General features: G+C 41.3%; 26 protein-coding genes. 7 read left to right on the top strand and 19 right to left on the bottom strand.

Features of this window, described 5'->3' with window-relative positions:
- Positions 1 to 332 precede the first annotated feature (332 nt).
- The 3 genes from D8787_RS07360 to D8787_RS07350 are packed head-to-tail and all read right to left on the bottom strand — an operon-like array spanning position 333 to position 2,767.
- Complete coding sequence (locus tag D8787_RS07360; protein WP_125422339.1) at positions 333 to 1,673, bottom strand: sensor histidine kinase; 1,341 nt, start codon at positions 1,671 to 1,673, stop codon at positions 333 to 335.
- A 13-nt stretch (positions 1,674 to 1,686) separates the two neighbouring features.
- Positions 1,687 to 2,424 carry a response regulator transcription factor gene (locus D8787_RS07355; protein ID WP_125422336.1) on the bottom strand — a complete coding sequence of 246 codons (738 nt, stop codon included), beginning with the start codon at positions 2,422 to 2,424 and terminating at the stop codon, positions 1,687 to 1,689.
- Between the two features lie 4 nt (positions 2,425 to 2,428).
- The gene (locus D8787_RS07350; protein WP_084947399.1) at positions 2,429 to 2,767 is read right to left on the bottom strand and encodes a LytTR family DNA-binding domain-containing protein; all 339 of its coding nucleotides are present in this window, start codon (positions 2,765 to 2,767) and stop codon (positions 2,429 to 2,431) included.
- Positions 2,768 to 3,151: 384 nt separating this feature from the next.
- Between D8787_RS07350 and D8787_RS07340 the strand changes: the two genes are divergently transcribed.
- Entirely contained in the window at positions 3,152 to 3,481 is a 330-nt protein-coding gene (locus D8787_RS07340) for a helicase BlpT (RefSeq protein ID WP_125422333.1), read from the top strand.
- Between the two features lie 61 nt (positions 3,482 to 3,542).
- Here D8787_RS07340 and D8787_RS07335 read toward each other — a convergent pair whose 3' ends face one another.
- On the bottom strand, positions 3,543 to 4,592 hold the full coding sequence (locus D8787_RS07335) for an ABC transporter permease (RefSeq protein WP_125422330.1): 1,050 nt from the start codon (positions 4,590 to 4,592) through the stop codon (positions 3,543 to 3,545).
- Entirely contained in the window at positions 4,589 to 5,320 is a 732-nt protein-coding gene (locus tag D8787_RS07330) for an ABC transporter ATP-binding protein (protein ID WP_125422327.1), read from the bottom strand. The genes D8787_RS07335 and D8787_RS07330 overlap by 4 nt, the downstream gene beginning before the upstream one ends.
- 67 nt (positions 5,321 to 5,387) lie before the next feature.
- Here D8787_RS07330 and D8787_RS07325 point away from each other — a divergent pair, with 67 nt between their 5' ends.
- Together D8787_RS07325 and D8787_RS07320 are read left to right on the top strand one after the other, a co-directional pair.
- Positions 5,388 to 5,798 (top strand): HIT family protein, encoded by a 411-nt coding sequence (locus D8787_RS07325; protein ID WP_001278317.1) that lies wholly within the window; start codon positions 5,388 to 5,390, stop codon positions 5,796 to 5,798.
- Between the two features lie 9 nt (positions 5,799 to 5,807).
- Entirely contained in the window at positions 5,808 to 6,095 is a 288-nt protein-coding gene (locus D8787_RS07320; RefSeq protein WP_125422324.1) for a hypothetical protein, read from the top strand.
- A gap of 25 nt (positions 6,096 to 6,120) precedes the next feature.
- Here the strand turns inward: D8787_RS07320 and dnaJ are convergent, their stop codons facing one another.
- The 12 genes from dnaJ to D8787_RS07260 form a co-directional block, all read right to left on the bottom strand.
- Positions 6,121 to 7,257 (bottom strand): molecular chaperone DnaJ, encoded by a 1,137-nt coding sequence (gene dnaJ, locus D8787_RS07315; protein ID WP_125422321.1) that lies wholly within the window; start codon positions 7,255 to 7,257, stop codon positions 6,121 to 6,123.
- A gap of 270 nt (positions 7,258 to 7,527) precedes the next feature.
- Positions 7,528 to 8,160 carry a DJ-1/PfpI family protein gene (locus D8787_RS07310; RefSeq protein ID WP_125422318.1) on the bottom strand — a complete coding sequence of 211 codons (633 nt, stop codon included), beginning with the start codon at positions 8,158 to 8,160 and terminating at the stop codon, positions 7,528 to 7,530.
- 215 nt (positions 8,161 to 8,375) lie between these two features.
- Entirely contained in the window at positions 8,376 to 10,199 is a 1,824-nt protein-coding gene (gene dnaK, locus D8787_RS07305) for a molecular chaperone DnaK (protein WP_125422315.1), read from the bottom strand.
- Positions 10,200 to 10,566: 367 nt separating this feature from the next.
- Positions 10,567 to 11,091 carry a nucleotide exchange factor GrpE gene (gene grpE / locus D8787_RS07300; RefSeq protein ID WP_125422313.1) on the bottom strand — a complete coding sequence of 175 codons (525 nt, stop codon included), beginning with the start codon at positions 11,089 to 11,091 and terminating at the stop codon, positions 10,567 to 10,569.
- A 26-nt stretch (positions 11,092 to 11,117) separates the two neighbouring features.
- Positions 11,118 to 12,152, bottom strand: a complete 1,035-nt coding sequence (hrcA, locus tag D8787_RS07295; RefSeq protein WP_000255759.1) for a heat-inducible transcriptional repressor HrcA — start codon at positions 12,150 to 12,152, stop codon at positions 11,118 to 11,120.
- Between the two features lie 160 nt (positions 12,153 to 12,312).
- The gene (locus D8787_RS07290) at positions 12,313 to 12,825 is read right to left on the bottom strand and encodes a DUF2812 domain-containing protein (protein WP_125422311.1); all 513 of its coding nucleotides are present in this window, start codon (positions 12,823 to 12,825) and stop codon (positions 12,313 to 12,315) included.
- Between the two features lie 73 nt (positions 12,826 to 12,898).
- A complete protein-coding gene (locus tag D8787_RS07285) occupies positions 12,899 to 13,435 on the bottom strand; it encodes a DUF2812 domain-containing protein (protein ID WP_125422309.1) in 537 nt (178 codons plus the stop codon).
- Positions 13,435 to 13,755, bottom strand: coding sequence for a PadR family transcriptional regulator (locus D8787_RS07280; RefSeq protein ID WP_125422306.1), 321 nt, complete (start codon positions 13,753 to 13,755; stop codon positions 13,435 to 13,437). The genes D8787_RS07285 and D8787_RS07280 overlap by 1 nt, the downstream gene beginning before the upstream one ends.
- Positions 13,756 to 13,868: 113 nt before the next feature.
- The gene (gene glnA, locus D8787_RS07275) at positions 13,869 to 15,215 is read right to left on the bottom strand and encodes a type I glutamate--ammonia ligase (protein WP_125422304.1); all 1,347 of its coding nucleotides are present in this window, start codon (positions 15,213 to 15,215) and stop codon (positions 13,869 to 13,871) included.
- Positions 15,216 to 15,251: 36 nt separating this feature from the next.
- Entirely contained in the window at positions 15,252 to 15,608 is a 357-nt protein-coding gene (gene glnR / locus D8787_RS07270; protein ID WP_125422302.1) for a transcriptional repressor GlnR, read from the bottom strand.
- A 76-nt stretch (positions 15,609 to 15,684) separates the two neighbouring features.
- Positions 15,685 to 16,212, bottom strand: a complete 528-nt coding sequence (locus D8787_RS07265; protein ID WP_049540998.1) for an FUSC family protein — start codon at positions 16,210 to 16,212, stop codon at positions 15,685 to 15,687.
- A gap of 135 nt (positions 16,213 to 16,347) precedes the next feature.
- A complete protein-coding gene (locus tag D8787_RS07260; RefSeq protein ID WP_125422300.1) occupies positions 16,348 to 17,547 on the bottom strand; it encodes a phosphoglycerate kinase in 1,200 nt (399 codons plus the stop codon).
- A 239-nt stretch (positions 17,548 to 17,786) separates the two neighbouring features.
- Here D8787_RS07260 and D8787_RS07255 point away from each other — a divergent pair, with 239 nt between their 5' ends.
- Positions 17,787 to 19,418 (top strand): Na/Pi cotransporter family protein, encoded by a 1,632-nt coding sequence (locus D8787_RS07255; protein ID WP_125422298.1) that lies wholly within the window; start codon positions 17,787 to 17,789, stop codon positions 19,416 to 19,418.
- A gap of 199 nt (positions 19,419 to 19,617) precedes the next feature.
- Here D8787_RS07255 and D8787_RS07250 read toward each other — a convergent pair whose 3' ends face one another.
- The gene (locus tag D8787_RS07250; protein WP_125422295.1) at positions 19,618 to 19,914 is read right to left on the bottom strand and encodes a bacteriocin immunity protein; all 297 of its coding nucleotides are present in this window, start codon (positions 19,912 to 19,914) and stop codon (positions 19,618 to 19,620) included.
- A 21-nt stretch (positions 19,915 to 19,935) separates the two neighbouring features.
- Positions 19,936 to 21,000, bottom strand: coding sequence for a glutamyl aminopeptidase (gene pepA / locus D8787_RS07245; RefSeq protein ID WP_000209170.1), 1,065 nt, complete (start codon positions 20,998 to 21,000; stop codon positions 19,936 to 19,938).
- A 235-nt stretch (positions 21,001 to 21,235) separates the two neighbouring features.
- Here pepA and D8787_RS07240 point away from each other — a divergent pair, with 235 nt between their 5' ends.
- The 3 genes from D8787_RS07240 to D8787_RS07230 are packed head-to-tail and all read left to right on the top strand — an operon-like array spanning position 21,236 to position 23,890.
- Positions 21,236 to 22,195 carry an ABC transporter permease gene (locus D8787_RS07240; RefSeq protein ID WP_185776775.1) on the top strand — a complete coding sequence of 320 codons (960 nt, stop codon included), beginning with the start codon at positions 21,236 to 21,238 and terminating at the stop codon, positions 22,193 to 22,195.
- On the top strand, positions 22,185 to 23,141 hold the full coding sequence (locus tag D8787_RS07235) for an iron chelate uptake ABC transporter family permease subunit (RefSeq protein WP_125422286.1): 957 nt from the start codon (positions 22,185 to 22,187) through the stop codon (positions 23,139 to 23,141). Before D8787_RS07240 ends, D8787_RS07235 begins: the two co-directional genes overlap by 11 nt.
- Positions 23,138 to 23,890, top strand: coding sequence for an ABC transporter ATP-binding protein (locus D8787_RS07230; protein ID WP_125422283.1), 753 nt, complete (start codon positions 23,138 to 23,140; stop codon positions 23,888 to 23,890). The genes D8787_RS07235 and D8787_RS07230 overlap by 4 nt, the downstream gene beginning before the upstream one ends.
- Positions 23,891 to 23,903: the final 13 nt, after the last annotated feature.

Here is a 23,903-nt window from a genome sequence, read left to right as displayed (position 1 = left end):
CGGAGGCAAGTAATCATGAAAAGTAAGATTTATTATATATCCAATATTTTTTATGGAATATTACTATTTTCTATTGGATTAACATCAAAAGTATTTATTTTTAGCAGTTTAATGTCCATAACTTTAATAACTCTATCTATAATAGGATTATTAAAAACTAAAAATAAAAAGTAGATATAGCAGAATTAGATTTCAAAAGTTAGAAACCTCTCCCGATAGTTGATGATAGAGAAAATTATTTCATACAAGCAATTTACTGTAACTCAAAACTAATTTGATTAACTATTCAACCATACAGACCGAGAAACAAGAACTCTCGGTCTTATTTTTTATCATTCTGTATGTATCACAGTAAGCACTTGACGAAAGATTTGATTTTGGCAGGTGGTATTGAGACTGGTATTGGGATGGCTTTCCACAATTTTCATAACGGTATAGAGACCAACTCCTCTCTCCTCCCCTTTAGAACTGGCTCCAAAGGAGAAAATCTCAGAAATATCGATGCCCTCTTCTTTAATGGAATTTTCAATGATAAAAGTCTCCTGTGCTCCATTTTTTAAAAAGGCGATTGAAACATGAGGTTGACTGGCCTCTATACTAGCTTCAATAGCATTGTCACAAAGGATAGACACAATGGTTAGAAAGTCAAGCAAGCTCATCCCCTCTACCTGAATCTCCTCAGGAACTTCGACATTAAAGACAATGTCCTTTTCTCTAGCTTTTAGAAATTTCCCTGCTAGAAGACTTTTGAGGGCACGGTCCCGAATATTCACCAATCGGCCTAGGTCATATTTATTGTCTTGCAATTTCTGACTGGAATCCTTTAAGACCGAGTCGTAGACCTCCTTTATCTGCTCCATATCCTCCTCTTCAATGCCCAGACGTAAGCTGGTCAAGAGGTTGGTATAATCATGCCGAAAACTCCGGACTTCCTTGTAAAGTTCCTCTATATGCCGACTATAGCGTTCCATATCTCTGTAGCGCAAGGCCTGCTCTTGGTCCAGTCTCTCATGAAGTTTGTCCTTCAAATAGGTATCCAATTTCTTGATCATCCCCATAAAAAAGAGTAGGTAAAAGACTAGGATGAGATGGCGAACAGTCGTTGATTGAATACCCTGTTCATATTCAAAGAAAGACAGACTTTGCATCATTAGATAGTAAGCCCCCATTATCCAGTTAATCTTAGTCAGGGACTTTTGAAAAGCTTTATCTAGAATCTCCTTTCTCAAGTTAGTGAAATCGTAGTCCAACCATTTCAAAAAGACTAAAACTATGAAGCAAACGAATATCGTCATCAATAAAAAGATAGGATTGCTATCTTTATCTACAATTTCTTGTCCCAAAAATGGAAGCACAAAATAAGAGACCCCTCTATAAAAGAGATTCACCAATATCATTGGAAAGAGACCATAAAAGAAGAGGAGTTTTTTAGGAAGCCCTCTTAACAGTAAGAAAGACAAGCCTATACCGTACAAGGGTTCCATAAAATAAAATAGGAAACTATCTCCTACAATATAGCCAATCATTAAAAAAACAAAGGCCAACAGTATCTTAAAAAGAAAGGCTTTAAAAATCCTCTCAAAAGTGAGACCAATTCCATCCACCTTAAAGAAAATGACAATTTCTAGTCCATGAGTAACAAGTGTATACAATAATATCCAAGCAATATTCATAAACTCTCCTAGCTCAATGCAAGTTATTGATAGCTTCAGACACTTCCCTGACCTTATAACGCGCTATCATACAGCTTCCACCATTGGGAAAGAAAAGGAGTTTTTCTTTCTTATCCAAACGAACTACATTGGCAGGATTGATGAGAAAAGAGCGATGGCACTGCAAGAGACGGGGTTCCTGCTTGAAAACCTCCTCTAAACTCGCTGTAAATTCCAGTCTGTCTGTCTTGGTATAGAGAATAACACGATGGGCTCTGGGCGACGTTTCAAGATAGTAAACCTCTTGAAAAGGATACTGGAATTGGGCAAATTTTGATTTAAAGTAAAAGCAATCTTCAGCTAGACTCTTACTGTCTTGACTATTGGCATAGAGAAGGGCTGTCTCGATACGAGACTCAAACTCCTCAGCTGACAAGGCCTTATCAATATAGTCCAAAGCAGACACTTGGTAGCGAAAGGACAGAGGCATAAACTCCGAGTGAGTCGTCACAAAGACAATCAGGGCATAGGGGTCTCGATCCCGAATCCTTCTAGCCACTTCTAGCCCCTTCATCTCTTCATTTCGAATCTCAATATCCAAAAAGAATAGCTGATGAGCTCCCTTCTCATGCGCCTCTGCCAGCAGTTGGTCTGGCTTGCCAAAGACCTCAAAAGAACTGGGAATGATATGATGTTCCTTCAAGAGTTTCTCAATCGTCGTTTCAATCCTAGTCTGCTGGGAAAAATCATCTTCTAAAACAAATATTCTCATTTTCTTACTCCCCTTCTTTCAACCATTTTTGACGAATTTCTCTATAGCGACGTCTGGCATACTTGACAGCGTATTGACCTTCTTCTCCGAGAAAAAGGATTCTTTCTTGAAAATCAATCGATTTTACTTTATCAAGATTAACCAAACAATTTCGATGACACCTCATCAAGGTTTCCCCATATTGGTTCTCAAGATTACTTAAATTTTGAACCATATTAAAACTAGCCTCTTCTGTAACAATCTGTACGGTATGGGCTTTAGTTGGATGTGCTTGGATATAGTAGATATCGTCGACGTTTACTTTATAGACTGTTTTCTGCGTCTGAATAATCATATGTTTCATTGGATTCTCCTCCTAATACTCTTCGAAAATCAAATTCAAACCACGTCAGCTTCACCTTGCCGTACTCAAGTACAGCCTGCGGCTAGCTTCCTAGTTTGCTCTTTGATTTTCATTGAGTATAAGAAAAGAATAACAGAAAAGTTCTTACACAAGCGCACCCAATCCTAAACAGTCTTTGAAAGCTCCTGAAAGGTGTCTTGTCCCTCAGATAAGCATGATAATCTTACAACTATTTTATCATAAAATCTTAACAGTACCATTCAGGAAATTTCAAGTACAATTAAAGATTTGATGGTGAAAAAGGAGATAAAAGTGATAGACTGACAGTATCAAAACACAGTTGCTAGAAACAAGACTAGCACCCAGATTAAAGGAGGAATTCTCATGACAGATACAGACCCCATCAAAAGAGCTCAGACTTTGATTACTGACTTAAACAAGGCCTATCAAGCATGCAAACAGGTAAGCGCTGACGACGTCCGCTTTCAGGAACAATTAAACTCTATTCTTGGTTTTCTAGCCAAGGCTGAGACAGTGGATAATCGAGTCTTGATTGAACTGGAAAAATTTTACCAGACTTCCAGTCTTCTCATGGGACTCAGCGCTCTTGATCCAGATGCTCCTACTCGCGCCGCTTGGCGGGCCTATGACCGCTTCCACTTTGACCAGGTCAAAACCAAGTTGAGTCTCTATGGACCAACCATTATCTTGTAGAAAATAAAAGAAGTTGAGACAAACTGAACTCAACTTCTTTTTTAGTGTCGTATAAGCAATGTTAGTCCTGCATCTGACGTTTTACCTGATAAGGTAAATACAAGACTTGTAAAATCAAACCTGCACCCAGCAAGGCTAGAAGGGCCAGTTTTTCTTGGAAGGTAATCAACCCGACAACTAATTCCACAAGTAAAACAAAACTGGTCAATCCTCGGACTACCGCCTGTAAACCTTTTTCCTTTTGCCCCTTGTCTAGTGGAAAGAGTTGGGTCAAATACTGGTAGTCAAAGGCATGATAGAGGGCCAGCAACTGGAAGAGCAAGAGGTAGTTAAAGAGAACCACCACCGCTGTCGCAATCCAAGCTTGCTCGATAAAGACCTGCGCCAGCAAGGAAAGCAAGAGCAGACGAAGGCTGAGGGCAAAGAGGTCTCCATTTCGCAGATAAGAACGCAGATAGAGATTTTGCCAAATCTTCCCAGGCACCTTCTGAACAGCCTTTAGGATAAAGTCCAGATAGGCACGACGCTTGACGCTGTTTGAAATTCCCTTGACCTGCGTAAAGAGGGCAAAGAAACGAAGCAAGACTTGCTTACGCTTGCTTTCTTGAGAAATGACATAGTCCCAGTCCAGTCCAGTTTCAGTGAAAAATTTACTAGCCTTTTGACGAAAGAGGAAATATTTACCTAACCCCAATAAAAGAACATAGACCAGAAAAACTGGCAAGCCATAACCCATGGCTAAAAATAAGGGCGCAAATAAAAGCAAGAAAAGGGTCTGTACAAAGAGCCAAAAGACTAGGGAAATGCCAGTTTGACGCTTGAGATGTAGCTTGATTTCCTCTTCTCCAACTAAGAGAAAGAGCTTGTCTGGAGCCTCCATATAGGTGGCAATTCCACCCCAAAGCAAAAGTAAAACAGACGTAATTCCTACAAACAAAAGGATAGGCCAATGATTTTCAGGAAAATCTTGCAAGAGTTGACTGTACTGGTAGGCTAGAAAGCCCAGCAGGACAAGCAGGAACAAGACAAAGTGGTCATTGAGAACATAGCGCAGATAACCGACACACTCCTTACGAAAAGCCTGCTTTCTCTTTAAAAACAAGTCTTTCATAGCTCCTCCTCTTTGGTCAGAGCCAAGTAAATATCATTCAAACTAGCCTCAGGCATGTCAAAGGCTTCGCGCAGTTGCGCTAAATTCCCCTTGGCACGCACTTCCCCTTTGTGAAGAATGACAAAAGCATCACACATCTTCTCAGCCGAATCCAGCACGTGAGTACTCATGAGAATGGACTTGCCCTTTTGCTTTTCCACTTCCAAAAGCTGAATCAAGTCAGAAATAGCCAGCGGATCGAGACCAAGGAAAGGTTCATCCACGATGAAGAGACTCGGATCTACCACAAAAGCACAGATAATCATGACCTTCTGCTTCATCCCTTTTGAAAAATGAACAGGAAACCAGTCCAATTTCTGGTCCAGACGGAACATTTTTAGCAAAGCCTCCACTCGCTCAAAAGCCACTTTCTGCTCGATACCATAAGCCATAGCAACCGTTTCGATATGCTCTCTGAGGGTCAATTCCTCATACAGACTAGGTGTTTCAGGAATGTAGCCAATTTGCTTACGGTAGCTAGTCGCGTCTTCTTGCAGGGTCAAACCATTGATATTGATGGAGCCACTATAAGGTGTCAACAGACCGATAATCTCATTGATTGTCGTCGATTTACCAGCGCCATTGAGACCAATCAAACCAACCAACTGCCCACTTTCAACAGTAAAAGATACATCTTTCAAGACAGGGACGTGGACATAGCCACCTGTCAGGTTTTTAATTTCTAACATATTTTCTCCAAATCTGGTATAATGTAGCTATATTATATCAAAATTCAATACAGTAGAGGTAGATTTTATGTCAGATTGCATTTTTTGTAAAATCATCGCAGGGGAAATTCCTGCTTCAAAAGTATATGAAGATGAGCAGGTTCTTGCCTTTCTTGATATCTCTCAAGTGACACCAGGGCACACCTTGGTCGTACCAAAAGAACACTATCGCAATCTCTTGGAAATGGACGCTACTAGCGCCAGCCAACTTTTTGCCCAAGTACCAAAAGTCGCTCAAAAAGTCATGAAAGCTACCAAGGCTGCTGGCATGAATATCATTGCCAACTGTGAAGAAATCGCAGGCCAAACAGTCTTTCATACCCACGTTCACCTCGTGCCTCGCTACAGTGCGGACGATGACCTCAAGATTGATTTTATCGCCCACGAACCAGACTTTGACAAACTCGCTCAAGTCGCTGAAACTATCAAAAACGCCTAAGGAGTTGCCATGAAATTATCCAATCTACTGCTATTTGCAGGAGCTGCAGCTGGAAGCTATCTGGTCACAAAAAATCGCCAAACCATCACAGATGAAGTCTTGAATACCACTGACCGCGTTCAAGCTATCAAGGACGATGTGGATATTATCCAAAACAGCCTGCAAATCATCGACCAGCAAAAAGAATTCATCAAGGAATACCAAGAAGACCTGACTTACAAGTTTAAGGTCTTGGAAAAAGATATCCAGACTAGACTAGCCGTGATCAAAGAAACACAGGAAATTGAAGATAAGTAAAAAGAGCCCGACGGCTCTTTTTACTTTATTCTCCTTCAAAAGCATCTTTAATATGGTCAAAGAAGCCCTTTTTCTTTGGATTGACTTTTAAATCACCCGCAGCTGCGAATTCTTTCAAAGCTGCTTTTTGGCGGTCGTTCAAGCCTGTCGGTGTTACGACATTAACGGTAACGTATTGGTCACCAACTGCACCACCACGTAGGCTTGGTGCCCCCTTACCACGTAGGCGGAATTTCTTACCAGTCTGAGTACCCTCTGGAATAACCAATTCAACATCACCATGAACAGTTGGAATATCAACGGTATCACCAAGAGCTGCTTGGACAAAGTTGAGGTTGAGATTGTAGAAGATAGTCGTTCCTTCACGTTCAAACTTGTCGCTGGCTTCCACAGAAACCACTACATACAAGTCACCGTAAGGGCCACCGTTAAATCCTGCTTCACCTTGACCAGCTAGGCGAATTTGTTGACCTGTTTCCACACCAGCAGGGATTTTCACATGTACACTATGAGCTTGTTTCTCATGACCAGTTCCGTGACAAGTTGTACATGGATCTTTGATTTCTTTTCCGCGACCATGACAGACATCACAGGTTACTTGGCGACGCATCATACCAAGAGGAGTTTGCGTATCAACGTTAATGACACCAGCGCCATGACAGCGTCCACAAGTGACTGGACTTGTTCCTGGCTTAGCACCAGAGCCATTACATGTACGACAGCTTGCTTCACGGTTGTATTTAACTTCTTTTTCAGATCCAAAAATAGCTTCTTCAAAAGTCAAATTCACACGATACTGGAGATCATCCCCTTGACGAGGAGCATTTGGATTGCGTGAAGCACCGCCTCCGCCGAAGAAACTTGAGAAGATGTCCTCAAAACCACCGAAGCCACCTGCCCCATTGAAACCGCCGAAACCACCAGCACCACCAAAGCCACCGTTGGCTCCTGCAGCACCATATTGGTCATAGGCTGCACGTTTTTGGTCGTCACTCAAAGTCTCATAGGCTTCTTGAACTTCCTTGTACTTGTCCTCAGCACCAGGCTCCTTGTTGATATCTGGGTGATATTTTTTCGAAAGCTTACGATAAGCCTTTTTGATCTCGTCTGCCGAAGCGTTTTTTGACACCCCCAGACGATCATAAAATTCAGTATTGTTCATAATTCAAGATACAAAGGGCGTCAAACGGACACAGCCAAAATAGGAGTTTTGACGACGGACGCTTGCGTCCTAGAAAAAACTATCTTTTTGGCACAGTCCGTAGCCCGTGTTCAATTCCCTGAACACCTTTGTTCCTTTCTATTGATATTTTGAATCAAACCTCGATTTAGGTCGGGTTCAATTCCTTTCTTTTATATTGAGTAAGAAATTTGGGAACCCGTGTTCAGTTACGAACACCGTTGTTCCTTTCTATAATTTTCATGTAAATCTTTAGAGGCTGTTTTCTATACTCTGCTTCACTTGATTAAACTCTTCATCTGATAGAGTAAATATCAAATCCTCTTCAGCATACTCGTTCTGTTCTTTAAAATAGTTGTCCGTATTCTCTGCCAACCCTAAACCAAAAATCACTTTTCTTGCAAACTCTTGATGTGCAAAACCGATAGCCGTAATGATTTGTTTATCTTGGACAAGAACTTTCGGTTGAAAATTCTTACGTGGAAGAAATTCAAAATAATCAAAGAAGTTTTGCCAAATTCCACCTGTAAATTTCGTGTCGTTCAACAAGCCTGCCTTCGCCAATAAAAGGGGCGCTGAAGAAATGGCTGCAATTAAGACATCTTGCTCATTAAGACTTCTCAAAAACGAGATCAATTTCTCATCTTGTAGAGTAGGACCTATATTTACCATTCCTGGCAAAATCACACAAGAATAATCTTCTATACGGAACTGATCCAATGTTTTCGTCGGTTGACAGGGCAAACCATCCTCAGAGACCACCATCGAATTCTCAGAAGCGACATAATCAATCGTGATATCAAAAGACAGAGCTAAAGTACTTGTTAAAGTGGTTATCTCATAAAGAGAAAAATTAGGATAAATGATACAAAGTACTTTTTTCATACGCAACATCCTCTATTTTATCGAAAAACAGAGGCTGGGTTGCAACCTCTGGATTTCTTCCTATCATTACGACGTTCGAGTTTTAAAAATCAAACTAGTAATGCTAAATCGAGCACTCCCTAACCTCTTGGTGAAAAAGACAAATCTTCCTAGAAACTAAAGTTTCTGTGTCAGATTTCCTATTTTCACTGTGAGGTTTTAACGGGCTTTGCATCTTATTTTTCAGTAAACTCTCCGTCTACGACGTCATCGCCTGCGTTTCCTGTTGCTTGTGCGCCTTCTGCTCCTGCTTGAGCTTGTTGTGCTGCTGCGGCTTGTTCGTAGAGTTTAACAGCAAGGCCTTGAGCTTTTTCGTTCAATGCTTCAAGTTTTGCTTTCATTTCGTCCAAGTTGTTGTCTTCTTGAGCTTTCTTAAGATCATCAAGGGCAGCTTGTGCAGCATCACGTTCTGCATCGAAGCCTTTGCCTTCAGTTTCTTTGATTGTCTTTTCAGTCGCAAAGATCGCTTGGTCTACTTCGTTACGAAGGTCAACTTCTTCTTTACGTTTCTTATCTGCTTCAGCGTTAGCTTCTGCATCTTTCATCATGCGGTCGATTTCTTCGTCTGTCAAACCTGAGTTTGATTGGATAACAATTGTTTGTTCTTTTTGAGTTCCAAGGTCTTTAGCTTTAACAGACACGATACCGTTCTTGTCGATGTCAAATGTTACTTCGATTTGAGGAATTCCACGAGGTGCAGCTGGGATATCTGTCAATTGGAAGCGTCCAAGAGTCTTGTTATCTGCTGCCATTGGGCGTTCACCTTGAAGAACGTGGATATCAACGGCTGGTTGGTTGTCTGCTGCTGTTGAGAAGACTTGTGATTTAGATGTTGGGATTGTTGTATTACGGTCGATGAGTTTTGTGAAGACACCACCCATTGTTTCGATACCAAGTGACAATGGTGTTACGTCAAGAAGGACTACGTCTTTAACATCACCAGTAATCACACCACCTTGGATAGCAGCACCCATGGCAACTACTTCATCAGGGTTTACTGATTTGTTTGGTTCTTTACCAGTTTCAGCTTTAACAGCTTCTACAACGGCTGGGATACGAGTTGAACCACCAACAAGGATCACTTCGTCGATTTCTGACAAGTTCAAACCTGCATCTGAAAGGGCTTGACGAACTGGAACTTTTGTACGTTCTACAAGATCACGAGTCAAATCGTCAAATTTCGCACGAGTCAAAGTCATTTCCAAGTGAAGAGGTCCAGCTTCACCAGCAGTGATAAATGGTAAGCTGATTTGAGTTGAAGTTACACCAGAAAGGTCTTTCTTCGCTTTTTCAGCTGCATCTTTCAAACGTTGCATTGCCATCTTGTCAGTAGACAAGTCAATACCGTTTTCTTTCTTGAATTCTGCTACCAAGTGGTCAATGATTTTTTGGTCAAAGTCATCACCACCAAGTTTGTTGTCCCCTGCAGTTGACAATACGTCGAAGACACCGTCACCCAATTCAAGGATAGAGACGTCGAATGTACCACCACCAAGGTCGAACACCAAGATTTTTTCTTCTTTGTCAGTCTTGTCCAAACCGTAAGCAAGAGCGGCTGCAGTTGGTTCGTTGACGATACGTTCTACTTCAAGACCAGCGATTTTACCAGCGTCTTTTGTTGCTTGACGTTGAGCATCGTTGAAGTAAGCAGGAACTGTGATAACTGCTTTGGTTACTTTTTCACCAAGGTAGTCTTCAGCATAACCTTTCAAGTATTGAAGAATCATAGCTGAAATTTCTTGTGGAGTGTATTCTTTTCCGTTAGCAGAAACTTTTTCAGAAGTTCCCATTTTAGATTTGATAGAGATAACTGTATCTGGGTTTGTAACTGCTTGACGTTTTGCAGCGTCACCAACGATGATTTCTCCGTTTTTGAATGAGACTACAGATGGAGTTGTGCGGTTTCCTTCTGGGTTTGCGATGATTTTTGATTCAGTTCCTTCAAGAACTGCAACCGCTGAGTTTGTTGTACCTAAGTCAATACCGATAATTTTAGACATATGTTTTTCTCCTTGTTAGTTAATTTTCTATTTTTGATATTTCCCTTAAGTGGTGGGGACGTGAGCAACTCCCTTCGGGATTTCATCACTTATTTTTGAGCCTATTGTCTCAAAAATCCCCTGTTTCAGTAGCTTTTGCTACTGAAACTTTCACCACGATGGGAAATATCTTCCTTGCAAGCCTCCGGCTTGCCTCTTATCTTTCTTCATAGTTTATTGTCGTTTCGGACAAGTTTTCTATTATGTAAATTGCGACATGAGAAGTCGAAATCGATTTTATTTCGACGACGAGTTAGTAAGGAGGCTAGGCAAACGCCATAGCGATTGCCGTTTTCTGACGAGTTGCTTTAGCTACCGTCAGAATTGCCTAGTTGTACACTACTACCATGGCTGGGCGTAGGATGCGGTCATGGAGTTTGTAGCCTTTTTGGAAGACTTGGGCGATGGTATCTGCTGGGTTGTCATCGTCTGCTGGGAGAGTTTGGATGGCCATATGGTAGTTATGGTCAAATTCACCGTCAGCTGCGATTTCTTCGATTCCTTCTTCTTTCAAAGCGTGAATCAAGCTTTCTTGCACCATTTCCAAGCCCTTCTTCACATCATCTGTCAAACCTTCAACTGCGAGTGCACGCTCAAGGTTATCCAAAGAAGGGAGAATCGCTTTTGCCAAGTCCTGGCTACGATAACGTTGCAAGTTTTGACGCTCTTCATTGGCACGGCGTTGGATATTTTGCATTTCTGCATGAGCGCGAAGGTATTTGTTTTCGAACTCATCTGCACGTTCATTTGCCAAGTCCAATTCAGACTTCTCAGGAGTTGTTTCTTCTACCGTTTCCACAACTTCCTCTTCTTGGACTTCTTCTACTTCTTCATTTTTTATATCTTGGGCCATGTTCGCCTCCTTTAATGATTTCAATCTTAATGTACTTCGTAATGATTACTGCTGAGGTAGCGGTAAAAATCTGTCAACTTCATGGTCAAAACACGATTGACTACATTGACTTGGTTGATTAGCTGTTGGTAATCCAGATTGACTGGACCGATAATGGCTAGAATTCCAACTCCCCGATAAGGAATGAGGAACTTGCTACTAATCACCGCTAGGTCAGCTAGACAGGACTCTTGACTGTCCGCAACACGGACGTTTTGCATCTGATCTTCACGCAACCCCTCACGAATCTCCAAGGCCACCTTTTGTGGCTGATCAAAGAACTGATAAGCTGCCAGATTAGCAAAATTCAAGAGATTGACCTTGCCCGCCACCACAATGTTTTCGTTGAACATTTCCTTAAAGATGTGTTCAAAGAGATCAATCACATTATCCGTTGTTGTAAAGTAACGCTGGATAATCTGCGGAATCTCCGTCCGAATCTTGTAGTGAATATCTAGAACGGTGTGGCCGAGGAAACGTTCCTGAATGATGCTCTTCAGTTTCAGCAAATCCTCCTGCAAAAAGTTCCTTGGAATCAGAAACTGACTGGTAACCGTTCGCGACTCATCTAGGGTGAATACTGCCAAGGCTGTATGTTGCCCCAAAACAACGATATCAAAGGCTGTCAAACGTTGCCTGCTCGGCTCAACATCCAATGCCACTACCGTACAGCCACTCAGGTCTGTCAGTAGATTAGCAGCTTCTTGTAGAATATCCTCTAGCTTGAAAAATTCCTGATCAAAGGCTTTGACAATCTCATATACCTCATTTTCAGCCAGTCGGTCAAAATCCAGTGAGTGTTTTACATAGTACTGAAAACCAGCAACACTTGGCATCCGACCGCTTGAAGTATGAGCCTTCTCAAGCAAACCTTGCTTTTCTAGAGCCGCCATGTCATTACGAATAGTTGCGCTGCTAGAGTTAATAGACTCTTGCAATGCTTTGGATCCGACAGGTTCGTGCGTTTTGGTAAAGATGTCAATAATCAGATTTAAAATATCCTGCTGACGCTCTGTAACCATCTCATCACTCCTCTCTGTCTGATCGATTAGCACTCGATACGTTCAAGTGCTAACTTATGATTCTATTATACACCCTTAAAAGAGAATGTCAAGATAAAAACTCAAAAAATTAGCACTCTTTTGTCAAGAGTGCTAAAAATCAGTCTGAAGACCTAGAACCTTACTGTTCATCTACTTGGTATTTCCTTTTAAGTCTGAAAAAACCAAGGATTAGATAAGAAATCAGAAAAGCATACAAAAGAAAAATAATAAAGAAAGACATAGAAAGCTCTTCTTTAAATAAACTCATACAAACAACAAGACCACCCGAGAAAGTAGCTGTACAGGAACGAAGTCTAGACCGCATAACTTCCCACCTGAGATTATTACTCATATAAACTTGATCCTCTGAAAGTATATCAGAAGCTGGTTTACGAAGAACTGAACAAAAACCTCTTTCTATCAATTCCCAACCTCTATTTCTAAAATCTTGCAGTTCATGCTTATGCTTTTTAAGAAATCTAGAATCATAGATACGGTAGATGACATCATCTGGTTGACATTGGTCAAAATAGAACAAACCAAAACGACTCGTTCTATACCTCCAACCTTTCAAATGCATCTCATGTAAATATTCTTCTTCCTTGTCCAAATCAAGAATGGTGAAAATCTTAAATTGCTTTTTATTTATCATGACTTCCCCTCCAATTTTGAGCATACCTACCCTATCATAAATCTGATAATTCCTTCTTTTTATGCCATAACTTCTAGCTAATGTATACAACCATTAACAAAAGGATTAAAGACAAGAAAATATCTAGCCCGACCGCAAGTAAACTCCATAGACCATACGCATTACTTCTATTGAGCAATTTAAGTAAGAATGGTATATGTATGGCTAGCAAAAGTAAAACAGGTACTAATCGCAGTCTTAAAATGCGGTTAACCATAGCTAACTTCCCAGCAGCGTCATTATAGATTTCAAATTCTACATTCGATTCAATTTCAGAATGTGCTTTTCTAAAATAGGAAAAACTATTAAAGTCTGTAATATGCTCCCAGCCACAGTCTTTAAAGAGTTGTAAATAGGAGGTTCTCTCTGATTTTTCCATTGGGTAAAAAGCCAACTGATAAGACACTTGCTCAGGCTGACATTTTTCAAAGGTATACTTAACTGCAAACAATAAGATAGAATAGCTTACTTTCCTAAGTTTCCAGCCCTTAGCATGCATTTCTCTAAAGTATAGAGCCTCCCTCTCATAATCCGCAATTGTAAAAATTCGATAAACAATTTTCTTTTCCATCATCCTTCCTCCCGACTGTTTCTATAGAGCCGTTCAATACGCTTCAATTCAATATCTAAGACTTTTCGTCCCAAGTCTGTTATCTGATAGATTTTCCGTTTTTCCTCTTCGCGGACAAAGAAAATCAAACCATCCTTTTCCATTTTTGACAAGGTTCCATACATAGTTCCAGGACTAATCGAAACTTGCGAATCTGTCATCTCCTTGACCTTTTGCGTAATACTATAACCATGACCTTCCTTTTGCAAACAGAACAAGATATAAAAACCCGTTTCCGTCATCGGAAGATAGACCCGACGAACCTTATCCGTTAATTCCATTTATAAGCACCTCCTATTCAGTTCGATATATCGCACTTCGTTATATAAAATATATCACACCTCGATATAAAACGCAAGAAAAAAGACCACCCTCAGGCAATCTTTCTTCTATATTAGTAAAGATCTAAATAGTTATCAATTTCCCATTGTGAAACGAAGGTTGCATAGCTTGCCCATTCGATTCGTTTGGCTTCAAGGAAACTAGTATAGATATGTTCTCCAAGAGCTTCTCTGACAACCTCATCTTCTGTCAAAGCTTTCAAAGCGTTGTGAAGAGTTGATGGAAGGTCTGTAATACCAGCTTCCTTACGCTCTTCTGCTGTCATGATGTAGATATTTTCTTCGATAGGAGCTGGTGCTTCGATTTTATTTTCAATACCATGCAAACCAACCTCCAAAAGAACAGCCATAGCGATGTATGGGTTTGCCATCGGATCCACTGAACGTAACTCAAGACGAGTTCCCATACCGCGTGAAGCAGGCACGCGCACAAGTGGCGAACGGTTACGACCAGCCCAAGCAATGTAAACAGGCGCTTCATAACCTGGAACCAAACGTTTGTATGAGTTAACTGTTGGGTTCATGATAGCAGTATAGTTGTAGGCATGCTTGATCAAACCGCCAAGGAAATAGTAGGCAGTTTCTGACAACTGCATTCCTTTTGGATCATTTGGATCAAAGAAGGCATTATTTCCTTCCTCATCAAACAAGGACATATTACAGTGCATACCTGATCCAGCAATACCAAATTTTGGTTTGGCCATAAAGGTTGCGTAAAGACCATGTTTGCGAGCAATGGTTTTAACAACAAGTTTAAAGATTTGAATTTTATCACAAGCACGGAGAACTTCATCGTACTTGAAGTCAATCTCATGCTGTCCAACCGCAACCTCGTGGTGACTGGCTTCTACTTCAAATCCCATTTTGGTCAAGACATTCACAATCTCACGACGTGTATTGTCCGCAAGGTCAGTAGGCGCCAAATCAAAGTAGCCACCCTTGTCATTCACTTCAAGTGTTGGGTCTCCATTTTCATCCAACTTAAATAGGAAGAATTCTGGCTCTGGCCCAAGATTGAAGGATTTGAATCCCACTTCTTCCATGTGACGAAGAGCACGTTTCAAATTGCCACGAGGGTCACCTGCAAATGGCTCACCTGCTGTTGTATAGACATCACAGATCAAACCTGCAACACTTCCATTTTCATCTCCCCAAGGGAAGACTGTCCATGTATCCAAGTCAGGATGCAAGTACATATCTGACTCATTGATACGTACAAAACCTTCAATAGAAGATCCATCGAACATAGCCTTGTTTGACAAGACTTTATCTAACTGTTCATCTGTAGCAGGAATTTCGACGTTCTTCATCGTCCCCAAAATATCTGAGAACATAAGACGAATAAAGGTAACATTTTTTTCCTTGACTTCACGACGAATATCTGCAGCTGTGATTGGCATGAGTTTTCTCCTTAATGTATGACTACTTGCGGTTGCCTAACCGCGACCAAAAGGTGACCGTACTGAAGCAAAGCGACCCTGTTGGAGGAGTTCATTGTGAAGTGCACGACGCACTTCAGTCTGACTAATCGCTTTCTTGGATTTCGCTTCACGTTCAGCATATTTTTTCTTAATGGCAGCGATATTATAACCCTCAGAGATATAATCTTTGATTTCAAGCAGACGATCCATGTCATTCAAAGAATACATGCGACGGTTTCCTTCGTTTCGATCAGGTTTAATCAACTCTTGATCTTCATAATAACGAATCTGACGCGCCGATAGATCGGTCAACTTCATAACACTGCCGATAGGAAAAACAGCCATATTTCGGCGAAATTCTTTTTCCTTCATTTACAATTTCCTTCTTTCTGTCTATTATAGTCTAAAAAAAGACAAACGTCAATTGATAATGTTATAAAATGTAACATTATTTTTCTTTTTTTTCTAAAAAGAGACGAATGCGGTCAATATCGTAATTTACCAGAATTGCGACAAAAACTCCCATGAAAGTTTCTGATACACGCGCAAACACGTACAAAATTGTTTCCCCGCTCGGAATCGATAGGGTAATGATTAACATAGCTGCTACACCGCCAATAACACCTGCTTTGTTATTCATGGCTACATTTGTCATAATGGTTAACATGGTACAGATTGGAACAACTACTAAAGTTACCCAAAAAGCTTCATGGAAAAAGCCATTTAATAGGAAGAAGACCAGAGCATAGAGGCCACCGATACTATTTCCTAGAATACGCGAAGTCCCAAAATGAACACTCTTATCAAAACTCTCCCTCAGACTAAAAACGGCTGTCAAAGCACCGATTTGAAGACCTTTCCAGCCAAAAAAGCCAAAAATCAAGAGAACTAGAAAAACAGCAATACCTGTTTTAAAGGTTCGCATACCAAGTTTGAACTGGGATTTATCGAATTTATATTTTTTAAAATAACTCATAATCTCAACTTTCTATTTCCATTTTATCATAAATTGGCTGATTTTATGAGCAATAGTTGAGAGGAAGCGTTTTTATTTTAAGCAAAAGAAAAGAGGAACTTTCATCCCTCTCTTCTTTGATTCATTTATAAAATCTTATTTTTCTGTCAAGGCTGCAAGTCCTGGAAGAACTTTACCTTCAAGGAGTTCCATTGAAGCTCCACCACCAGTAGAGATCCATGAGAACTTGTCTGCACGTCCAAGGTTGATCGCTGCGGCAGCTGAGTCACCACCACCGATGATTGATTTAACGCCTGGTTGTTTCACGATAGCATCCATCACACCGATTGTTCCAGCTTGGAAGTCTGGGTTTTCAAATACACCCATAGGTCCGTTCCATACAACTGTTTTCGCACCAGTCAAAGCTTCGTCAAATTTAGCGATAGATTTTGGACCGATGTCAAGACCAAGGAAGCCTTCAGAAACTGCTTCACCCTCAGTGTCACGCACTTCAGTGTAACCAGCAAAGGCGTTTGCTTCTTTTGAGTCAACTGGCAAGATCAATTTACCATTTGCTTTTTCAAGAAGAGCTTTCGCAACATCCAATTTGTCCTCTTCTACAAGTGAGTTACCGATTTCGATTCCTTGTGCTTTGTAGAATGTATAAGTCATACCACCACCGATAAGGACTTTATCAGCTTTTTCAAGCAAGTTTTCGATAACACCGATCTTGTCTGAAACTTTTGAACCACCAAGGATGGCTACGAATGGACGTTCTGGAGTTTCAACTGCTTCTTGGATGTAGGCAATTTCGTTTTCAAGAAGGAATCCAGCAACTGCTTTTTCAACGTTTGCTGAGATACCAACGTTAGATGCATGTGCACGGTGAGCTGTACCGAATGCATCGTTTACGAAGATACCATCTCCAAGTGATGCCCAGTATTTACCAAGTTCAGGATCGTTTTTAGATTCTTTCTTGCCATCAACATCTTCGTAACGAGTGTTTTCAACCAAGAGAACTTGTCCATCTTCAAGAGCGTTGATAGCTGCTTCCAATTCAGCACCACGAGTGACACCTGGAAGGAAAGCAACGTCTTGACCCAATTTAGCTGCCAAGTCAACAGCTACAGGAGCAAGTGATTTACCAGCTTTGTCTGCTTCTTCTTTCACACGTCCTAGGTGAGAGAAGAGGATAGCACGTCCACCTTGTTCGACGATGTACTTAATAGTTGGAAGAGCTGCAGTGATACGGTTGTCGTTAGTGATTACGCCATCTTTCAATGGTACGTTGAAATCCACACGAACGAGGACTTTTTTACCTTTCAAGTCAACGTCTTTAACAGTAAGTTTTGCCATGTTACAAAAACCCCTTTATTTATTTTATTCGAAACTATTATATCACACTTTGGAAATATAAGGAAAGATTTCACAAGATTTTTCGATATTTAATCTCCATGTCATGTTAAAGTTTATTATTTTTACTTTTTCTCACAAATTTTCTTTCTAAAATTTCATCTAAACACTTGTTAGATTTACTTTTATCCTTTAAAATAGAATAGGAGATATTCCGTTATTATTTTTCGGAGGAAAAAGAAATGTCCATTAATTGGCAGGAAATTTTATTTCACTTTTTAGGTGGTCTGGGACTATTCTTGTATAGTATCAAGACCATGGGAGACGGTTTGCAACAAGCTGCTGGAGATCGCCTTCGTTTTTACATTGACAAGTACACCAGCAATCCCTTTTTAGGTGTTCTAGTCGGGATTGTCGTGACTGCCCTGATTCAGTCAAGTACAGGGGTTACAGTTATCACGGTTGGTCTGGTCAGCGCTAGCCTTCTAACTCTTAGACAGGCTATCGGAATTATCATGGGAGCCAACATCGGAACTACCGTTACTTCCTTTATCATCGGTTTCAAGCTTGGTGAGTATGCTTTACCCTTGATTTTCCTTGGAACCATGTTCCTATTTTTTACAAAAAATAGAACAGCAAACAATATCGGGCGCATCCTGTTTGGTGTAGGGGGAATCTTCTATGCCCTCAACCTCATCAGTGCCGGTATGAGCCCTCTTAAAGATTTACCACAATTCAAGGAGTATATGGTAACCTTGGGACAAAATCCAATTTTAGGAGTTTTTGCTGGTGCAGTGATTACCGTTCTCATCCAAGCTTCTTCTGCGACAATCGGGATTTTGCAGGGTCTCTATGCAGGTGGATTCCTTGACCTTAATGGTTCTCTACCAGTTCTCTTCGGAGATAATATTGGGACCACTTTAACCGTTATCATCGCGGCAGCTGGAGCCAATGTCTCTGCGAAACGCGTTGCTGCAACCCACGTTACCTTTAACGTTTTAGGAACTATTCTTTGCTTAATCTTCTTAGGCCCCTTCACTGCTATGATTGAGTACTTCCAAGCACTCCTTCACCTCTCACCTGAGATGACCATCGCCTTCTCTCACGGTGCCTTTAACGTAAGTAACACCATCGTACAATTTCCCTTCATCGGAGCCTTGGCTTTCTTTGTAACCAAGCTCATCCCTGGTGAAGATGAAGTTGTGAAGTACGAGCCGCTTTATCTTGATGAACATTTGATTAAACAAGCTCCATCAATCGCTCTCGGAAATGCCAAAAAAGAACTCCTACACTTAGGAAATTATGCTTCTAAAGCCTTTGACCTTTCTTACAACTACATCATTGACCTTAATGAAAAGGTTGCTGAAAAAGGACACAAGACAGAAGAAGCCATCAATACCATTGATGAAAAATTGACTCGTTACCTGATTACTCTTTCAAGTGAAGCCCTTAGCCAGAAAGAAAGCGAAGTGCTGACCAACATCCTTGATTCATCCCGTGATTTGGAACGGATTGGGGACCACGCAGAAGCCCTAATCAATCTGACTGACTACCTTCAACGTAAAAATGTTGAGTTCTCTGAAGCTGCTTTGCAAGAATTGGCTGATATCTATCAAAAAACCACTGGTTTTATCAAGGATGCCCTTGATAGTGTGGAAAACAATGATATTGAAAAAGCTCAAAGTCTGATTGAACGCCATAAAGAAATCAACAATATAGAGCGTGTTCTCAGAAAGACCCATATCAAACGCCTCAACAAGGGTGAGTGTTCTACACAAGCTGGAGTCAACTTTATCGATATTGTTTCCCACTACACTCGTGTGTCTGACCACGCTATGAATCTAGCTGAAAAGGTCATCGCTGAACAAATCTAATACTCTTCGAAAATCTCTTCAAATCACGTCAACGTCGTCTTGCCGTACTTAAGTACAGCATGCGGCTAGTTTCCTAGTTTGCTCTTTGATTTTCATTGAGTATAAGTACCAAGAAGCTATCCTAAATGGGATGGCTTTTTTCTCCTTAACAATAGTTGCTTTTCCACCATATAGAAAAATGCTTTGATCCGCAATGGAATCAAAGCATTTTAAAGAGTTCGCCAAACATAATAGCAGAAGCTGCGGTTCCTCGGTACTTGGCTTCTTCTCTTTTGATAAAGCGAGCTAAGTTGAGCAACTCAGGTGCCGGATGTTTGGGATTTAGGAGCAATTCATGATTGACCAGGCCTGAGAGACGAACTGCCAGCAATTGCTCATTTGTAGTAGGCAGTTTTTTAGCAGTCTCTAGGAGAGCAGCAACTAAATCTTCACTCAAATCATGTCGAGCATGATTGTAAAGATCTTTTATAAGGCTTTCTAGGTTTGGTTCTACCATCCCTACCACCTCCCTTATGGTTTAATAATTTTTAATCAAATCAACCGTTGAACGATCCAATTTCTTCACCAAGGCTTGTAAGAAAGCTTGAGCTTCTAGGAAGTCATCCATAGCGTAGAGGGTTTGGTGAGAATGGATATAACGAGCGCAAACACCGATAGTTGTAGATGGGACACCACCATTTTTCAGATGAGCTGCGCCAGCGTCTGTTCCGCCTTTACCACAGTAGTATTGGTACTTGATTCCAGCTTCTTCAGCCGTTGTCAAAAGGAAATCCTTCATCCCTGGGAGAAGCAAGTGACCTGGATCATAGAAGCGAATCAAGGTTCCATCTCCAATTTTGCCTTGACCACCGTAGACATCACCAGCAGGTGAACAGTCAACTGCTAGGAAAACTTCTGGATCAAACTTGGTTGTAGAAGTATGAGCGCCACGAAGTCCAACCTCTTCTTGGACGTTAGAGCCAAGATAGAGTTCATTCCCAAGCTTTTGACCTGACAAGGCTTCTGCCAACTCGCTCACCATGAGAACCCCGTAACGGTTATCCCAAGCTTTTGATATGATATTTTTTTCATTGGCTGTCAAGATTGCAGAGCTATCTGGTACGATGGTGTCGCCAGGACGGATGCCAAAACTTTCTGCCTCAGCCTTGTCCGCAAAACCGCCATCAAAGACGATATCTGCAATAGCTGGCATAGTTGGTCCACCCTTTCCGCGAGTCAAATGTGGAGGGACAGAACCCGAAATCACAGGAATTTCACGACCGTCACGAGTCAGGAGTTTGAAACGTTGGCTACTAACCACCATAGGATTCCAACCACCAATTTCAACCACACGGAAGGTACCATCTGGCTTAATCTCACTAACCATAAAACCAACTTCATCCATATGAGAAGCGACCAAGACGCGCGGCGCATCCGCAGCTTCTGAATGTTTAATCCCGAAAATACCACCCAAGCCATCTGTCACCACTTCATCCACATGCGGTGTCAACTTTTCACGAAGATAAGCACGGACAGGTGCTTCATGACCTGAGATCGCAGCAAGTTCTGTTACTTCTTTGATTTTTGAAAATAATGTTGTCATTTCAGTTCCTTCTTTCTTTCATCCATTTTACCACTTTTTATAGGAGAAGGATAGCGGGAAGGTGGATAGTTTTTTACTCAGTTTTCCTATAAAAAGAGAGACAGATGTTCTTTCAGGAATTTCTCTTTCTTTTTACATTAAATTGTCAGAAAATTTATTGACAGATTAAAGAAATCGTGTTACAGTAATATCCGCAGGTATCTTTCGATATCAAATCTACATGAAAGGACGGGGTATGAAACTTTCTCATTATTTAATCGGCTTACTTCTAGTCCTAGTCTTTCTCTCTATTAGCATTGGGACCAGTAATTTTTCATGGGGAAAGCTCTTTGCTTTCGACCAGCAGACCTGGCTTCTCTTTCAAGAGTCTCGTCTTCCAAGAACCATTAGCATTCTTCTAACCGCCTCTAGTATGAGTATGGCAGGACTTCTCATGCAGACTATCACTCAAAATCAGTTTGCTGCTCCAAGCACAGTTGGAACCACTGAATCTGCCAAACTAGGAATGGTATTGAGCCTCTTTGTCTTTCCGTCGGCTAGTCTGACCCAAAAGATGCTCTTTGCTTTTGTTTCATCCATCGTATTCACCCTCTTCTTCCTAGCCTTTATGACCATTTTTACTATAAAGGAAAGGTGGATGTTGCCTCTGATTGGGATCATCTATAGCGGGATTATCGGTTCTGTGACAGAAGTTATCGCCTATCGTTTCAATCTGGTTCAGAGTATGACAGCTTGGACCCAGGGTTCCTTCTCCATGATTCAGACCCATCAGTATGAGTGGCTCTTCTTAGGTCTCATTATCCTGATAGCTGTTTGGAAATTATCTCAAACCTTTACCATCATGAATCTAGGAAAAGAAACCAGTGAAAGTTTGGGGATTTCTTACTCCCTACTTGAAAAACTGGCTCTCTTTCTGATTGCATTAACGACAAGTGTCACTATGATTACCGTGGGTGGCTTACCATTTCTCGGAGTTATCGTTCCCAATCTTGTTCGCAAGCGCTACGGAGATAATCTAAGTCAAACCAAACTCATCGTAGCACTGGTCGGTGCCAATCTAGTTCTGGCTTGCGACATCCTATCCCGAGTTCTAATTCGGCCCTATGAGCTGTCTGTCAGTCTTCTACTAGGAATCATTGGTAGCCTCGTCTTTATCCTACTTCTCTGGAGAGGGGGACGAAAAGATGCAGTCTAAAAGCAAACATACCAAACTCTTCTGGATTCTCATTATTCTGGCCATCGGAGCTTGTCTTCTCTACTTTTGGCCCATCACTCACTTGTCAGCCTTTGCTTGGAAATTGCGTTCCCAAAAGATTATCGTTTATCTCTTGGTAGCCATCGCGACTGGGATTTCGACCATTAGTTTTCAAACCCTGACGGAAAATCGCTTTCTGACGCCAAGTATTTTAGGAATCGAATCCTTCTACGTCCTACTACAAACCCTACTACTGGTTTTTGAGAGCAAGCTTCTTCAACTTGGTAAGTCTCCTACCTTAGAATTTCTAGTCTTGCTTCTGCTTCAATCCCTCTTCTTTCTCGCTTTACAAGGCTACTTGAAGACACTGATGAAGCAAGATCTGGTCTTCATCCTGCTGATTTGTCTAGCCCTCGGAAGTCTCTTTCGAAATATTAGTACCTTTCTTCAGGTTCTCATGGATCCAAACGAATACGATAAACTGCAAAACAGTCTTTTTGCCTCCTTTCAACATCTCAACACTTCCATCCTAGCAATCGGTTCTCTGATTATCCTTGCTTTGGCACTCTTTTTCTTTCGGAAAGCAGTCATTCTGGATGTCTTGCATCTGCAAAGAGAAACAGCTCAGATATTGGGACTCGATGTTGAAAAAGAACAGAAAGAACTCCTCTGGGGCATCGTGCTTTTGACCTCAACGGCCACTGCCTTGGTAGGGCCTATGGCCTTCTTCGGCTTTATGCTGGCCAATCTTACCTACCTAATCGTCAAAGATTATCGGCACAAGTTGCTCTTTATCGTGGCTATTCTGGTCGGATTTATCAGTTTGACCTTGGGGCAAGCTCTGATTGAACGAGTCTTTGCGCTGGAAATTCGCATCAGTATGATCATAGAAAGTGTAGGAGGTCTCTTATTCTTTATCTTACTTTATAGGAGGGCACGTCAGTGAAACTGGAAAACATTGACAAATCCATTCAAAAACAGAATATTTTGCAAGGTATTTCACTTGAAGTCAGTCCTCAGAAACTGACAGCCTTTATCGGTCCAAATGGTGCTGGAAAATCGACTCTCCTCTCCATCATGAGCAGACTAACCAAGAAAGATCAGGGAATTCTTAGTATCAAAGGACGTGAAATCGAGAGCTGGAATTCGCAAGAACTAGCCCAAGAACTAACCATCCTAAAACAGAAAATCAATTACCAAGCCAAATTGACGGTTGAAGAACTGGTCAGTTTTGGACGTTTTCCCTACAGCCGAGGTCGACTGAGACCAGAAGATTGGGGAAAAATCCGAGAAACTCTGGACTATCTGGAACTAACCAACCTAAAAGACCGCTACATCGATAGCCTGTCTGGGGGACAACTCCAGCGGGTCTTTATCGCTATGGTACTGGCCCAGGATACAGACTTTATCTTGCTGGACGAACCACTCAACAATCTCGACATCAAACAAAGCGTCAGCATGATGCAGATTCTTCGGAGACTGGTGGAGGAACTCGTAAAGACCATTATCCTCGTCCTCCACGATATCAACATGGCCAGTCAGTATGCAGATGAAATTGTCGCCTTCAAAGACGGTCAAGTCTTTAGCAAGGGAACAACTGCTCAAATCATGCAGGCTGACCTGCTCAGTCAACTTTACGAGATTCCCATCACGCTGGCTGATATCAATGGCAAAAAGATCTGCATCTATAGCTAGTAACTCAGAAACT

Origin of the sequence: Streptococcus mitis, assembly GCF_003944325.1 — a bacterium.
Lineage (GTDB): Bacteria > Bacillota > Bacilli > Lactobacillales > Streptococcaceae > Streptococcus > Streptococcus mitis_CW.
Note: the sequence above shows the minus strand (reverse complement) of the source record. Positions and strands in the feature narration are given on the sequence as shown.

Coding starts and splice junctions, on each gene's coding strand:
- D8787_RS07285 (WP_125422309.1), bottom strand. CDS start 13,435: ATGGAAAAGAAAATTGTTTATCGAATTTTTACAATTGCGGATTATGAG.
- dnaJ (WP_125422321.1), bottom strand. CDS start 7,257: ATGAACAATACTGAATTTTATGATCGTCTGGGGGTGTCAAAAAACGCT.
- D8787_RS07290 (WP_125422311.1), bottom strand. CDS start 12,825: ATGATAAATAAAAAGCAATTTAAGATTTTCACCATTCTTGATTTGGAC.
- D8787_RS07280 (WP_125422306.1), bottom strand. CDS start 13,755: ATGGAATTAACGGATAAGGTTCGTCGGGTCTATCTTCCGATGACGGAA.
- D8787_RS07330 (WP_125422327.1), bottom strand. CDS start 5,320: ATGTTAGAAATTAAAAACCTGACAGGTGGCTATGTCCACGTCCCTGTC.
- D8787_RS07265 (WP_049540998.1), bottom strand. CDS start 16,212: ATGAGTTATTTTAAAAAATATAAATTCGATAAATCCCAGTTCAAACTT.
- D8787_RS07335 (WP_125422330.1), bottom strand. CDS start 4,592: ATGAAAGACTTGTTTTTAAAGAGAAAGCAGGCTTTTCGTAAGGAGTGT.
- glnR (WP_125422302.1), bottom strand. CDS start 15,608: ATGAAGGAAAAAGAATTTCGCCGAAATATGGCTGTTTTTCCTATCGGC.
- hrcA (WP_000255759.1), bottom strand. CDS start 12,152: ATGGTTACAGAGCGTCAGCAGGATATTTTAAATCTGATTATTGACATC.
- pepA (WP_000209170.1), bottom strand. CDS start 21,000: ATGACAACATTATTTTCAAAAATCAAAGAAGTAACAGAACTTGCTGCG.
- D8787_RS07340 (WP_125422333.1), top strand. CDS start 3,152: ATGACAGATACAGACCCCATCAAAAGAGCTCAGACTTTGATTACTGAC.
- glnA (WP_125422304.1), bottom strand. CDS start 15,215: ATGCCAATCACAGCTGCAGATATTCGTCGTGAAGTCAAGGAAAAAAAT.
- D8787_RS07260 (WP_125422300.1), bottom strand. CDS start 17,547: ATGGCAAAACTTACTGTTAAAGACGTTGACTTGAAAGGTAAAAAAGTC.
- D8787_RS07240 (WP_185776775.1), top strand. CDS start 21,236: ATGAAACTTTCTCATTATTTAATCGGCTTACTTCTAGTCCTAGTCTTT.
- D8787_RS07255 (WP_125422298.1), top strand. CDS start 17,787: ATGTCCATTAATTGGCAGGAAATTTTATTTCACTTTTTAGGTGGTCTG.
- D8787_RS07320 (WP_125422324.1), top strand. CDS start 5,808: ATGAAATTATCCAATCTACTGCTATTTGCAGGAGCTGCAGCTGGAAGC.
- D8787_RS07250 (WP_125422295.1), bottom strand. CDS start 19,914: ATGGTAGAACCAAACCTAGAAAGCCTTATAAAAGATCTTTACAATCAT.
- D8787_RS07350 (WP_084947399.1), bottom strand. CDS start 2,767: ATGAAACATATGATTATTCAGACGCAGAAAACAGTCTATAAAGTAAAC.
- grpE (WP_125422313.1), bottom strand. CDS start 11,091: ATGGCCCAAGATATAAAAAATGAAGAAGTAGAAGAAGTCCAAGAAGAG.
- D8787_RS07355 (WP_125422336.1), bottom strand. CDS start 2,424: ATGAGAATATTTGTTTTAGAAGATGATTTTTCCCAGCAGACTAGGATT.
- D8787_RS07235 (WP_125422286.1), top strand. CDS start 22,185: ATGCAGTCTAAAAGCAAACATACCAAACTCTTCTGGATTCTCATTATT.
- D8787_RS07310 (WP_125422318.1), bottom strand. CDS start 8,160: ATGAAAAAAGTACTTTGTATCATTTATCCTAATTTTTCTCTTTATGAG.
- D8787_RS07325 (WP_001278317.1), top strand. CDS start 5,388: ATGTCAGATTGCATTTTTTGTAAAATCATCGCAGGGGAAATTCCTGCT.
- dnaK (WP_125422315.1), bottom strand. CDS start 10,199: ATGTCTAAAATTATCGGTATTGACTTAGGTACAACAAACTCAGCGGTT.
- D8787_RS07360 (WP_125422339.1), bottom strand. CDS start 1,673: ATGAATATTGCTTGGATATTATTGTATACACTTGTTACTCATGGACTA.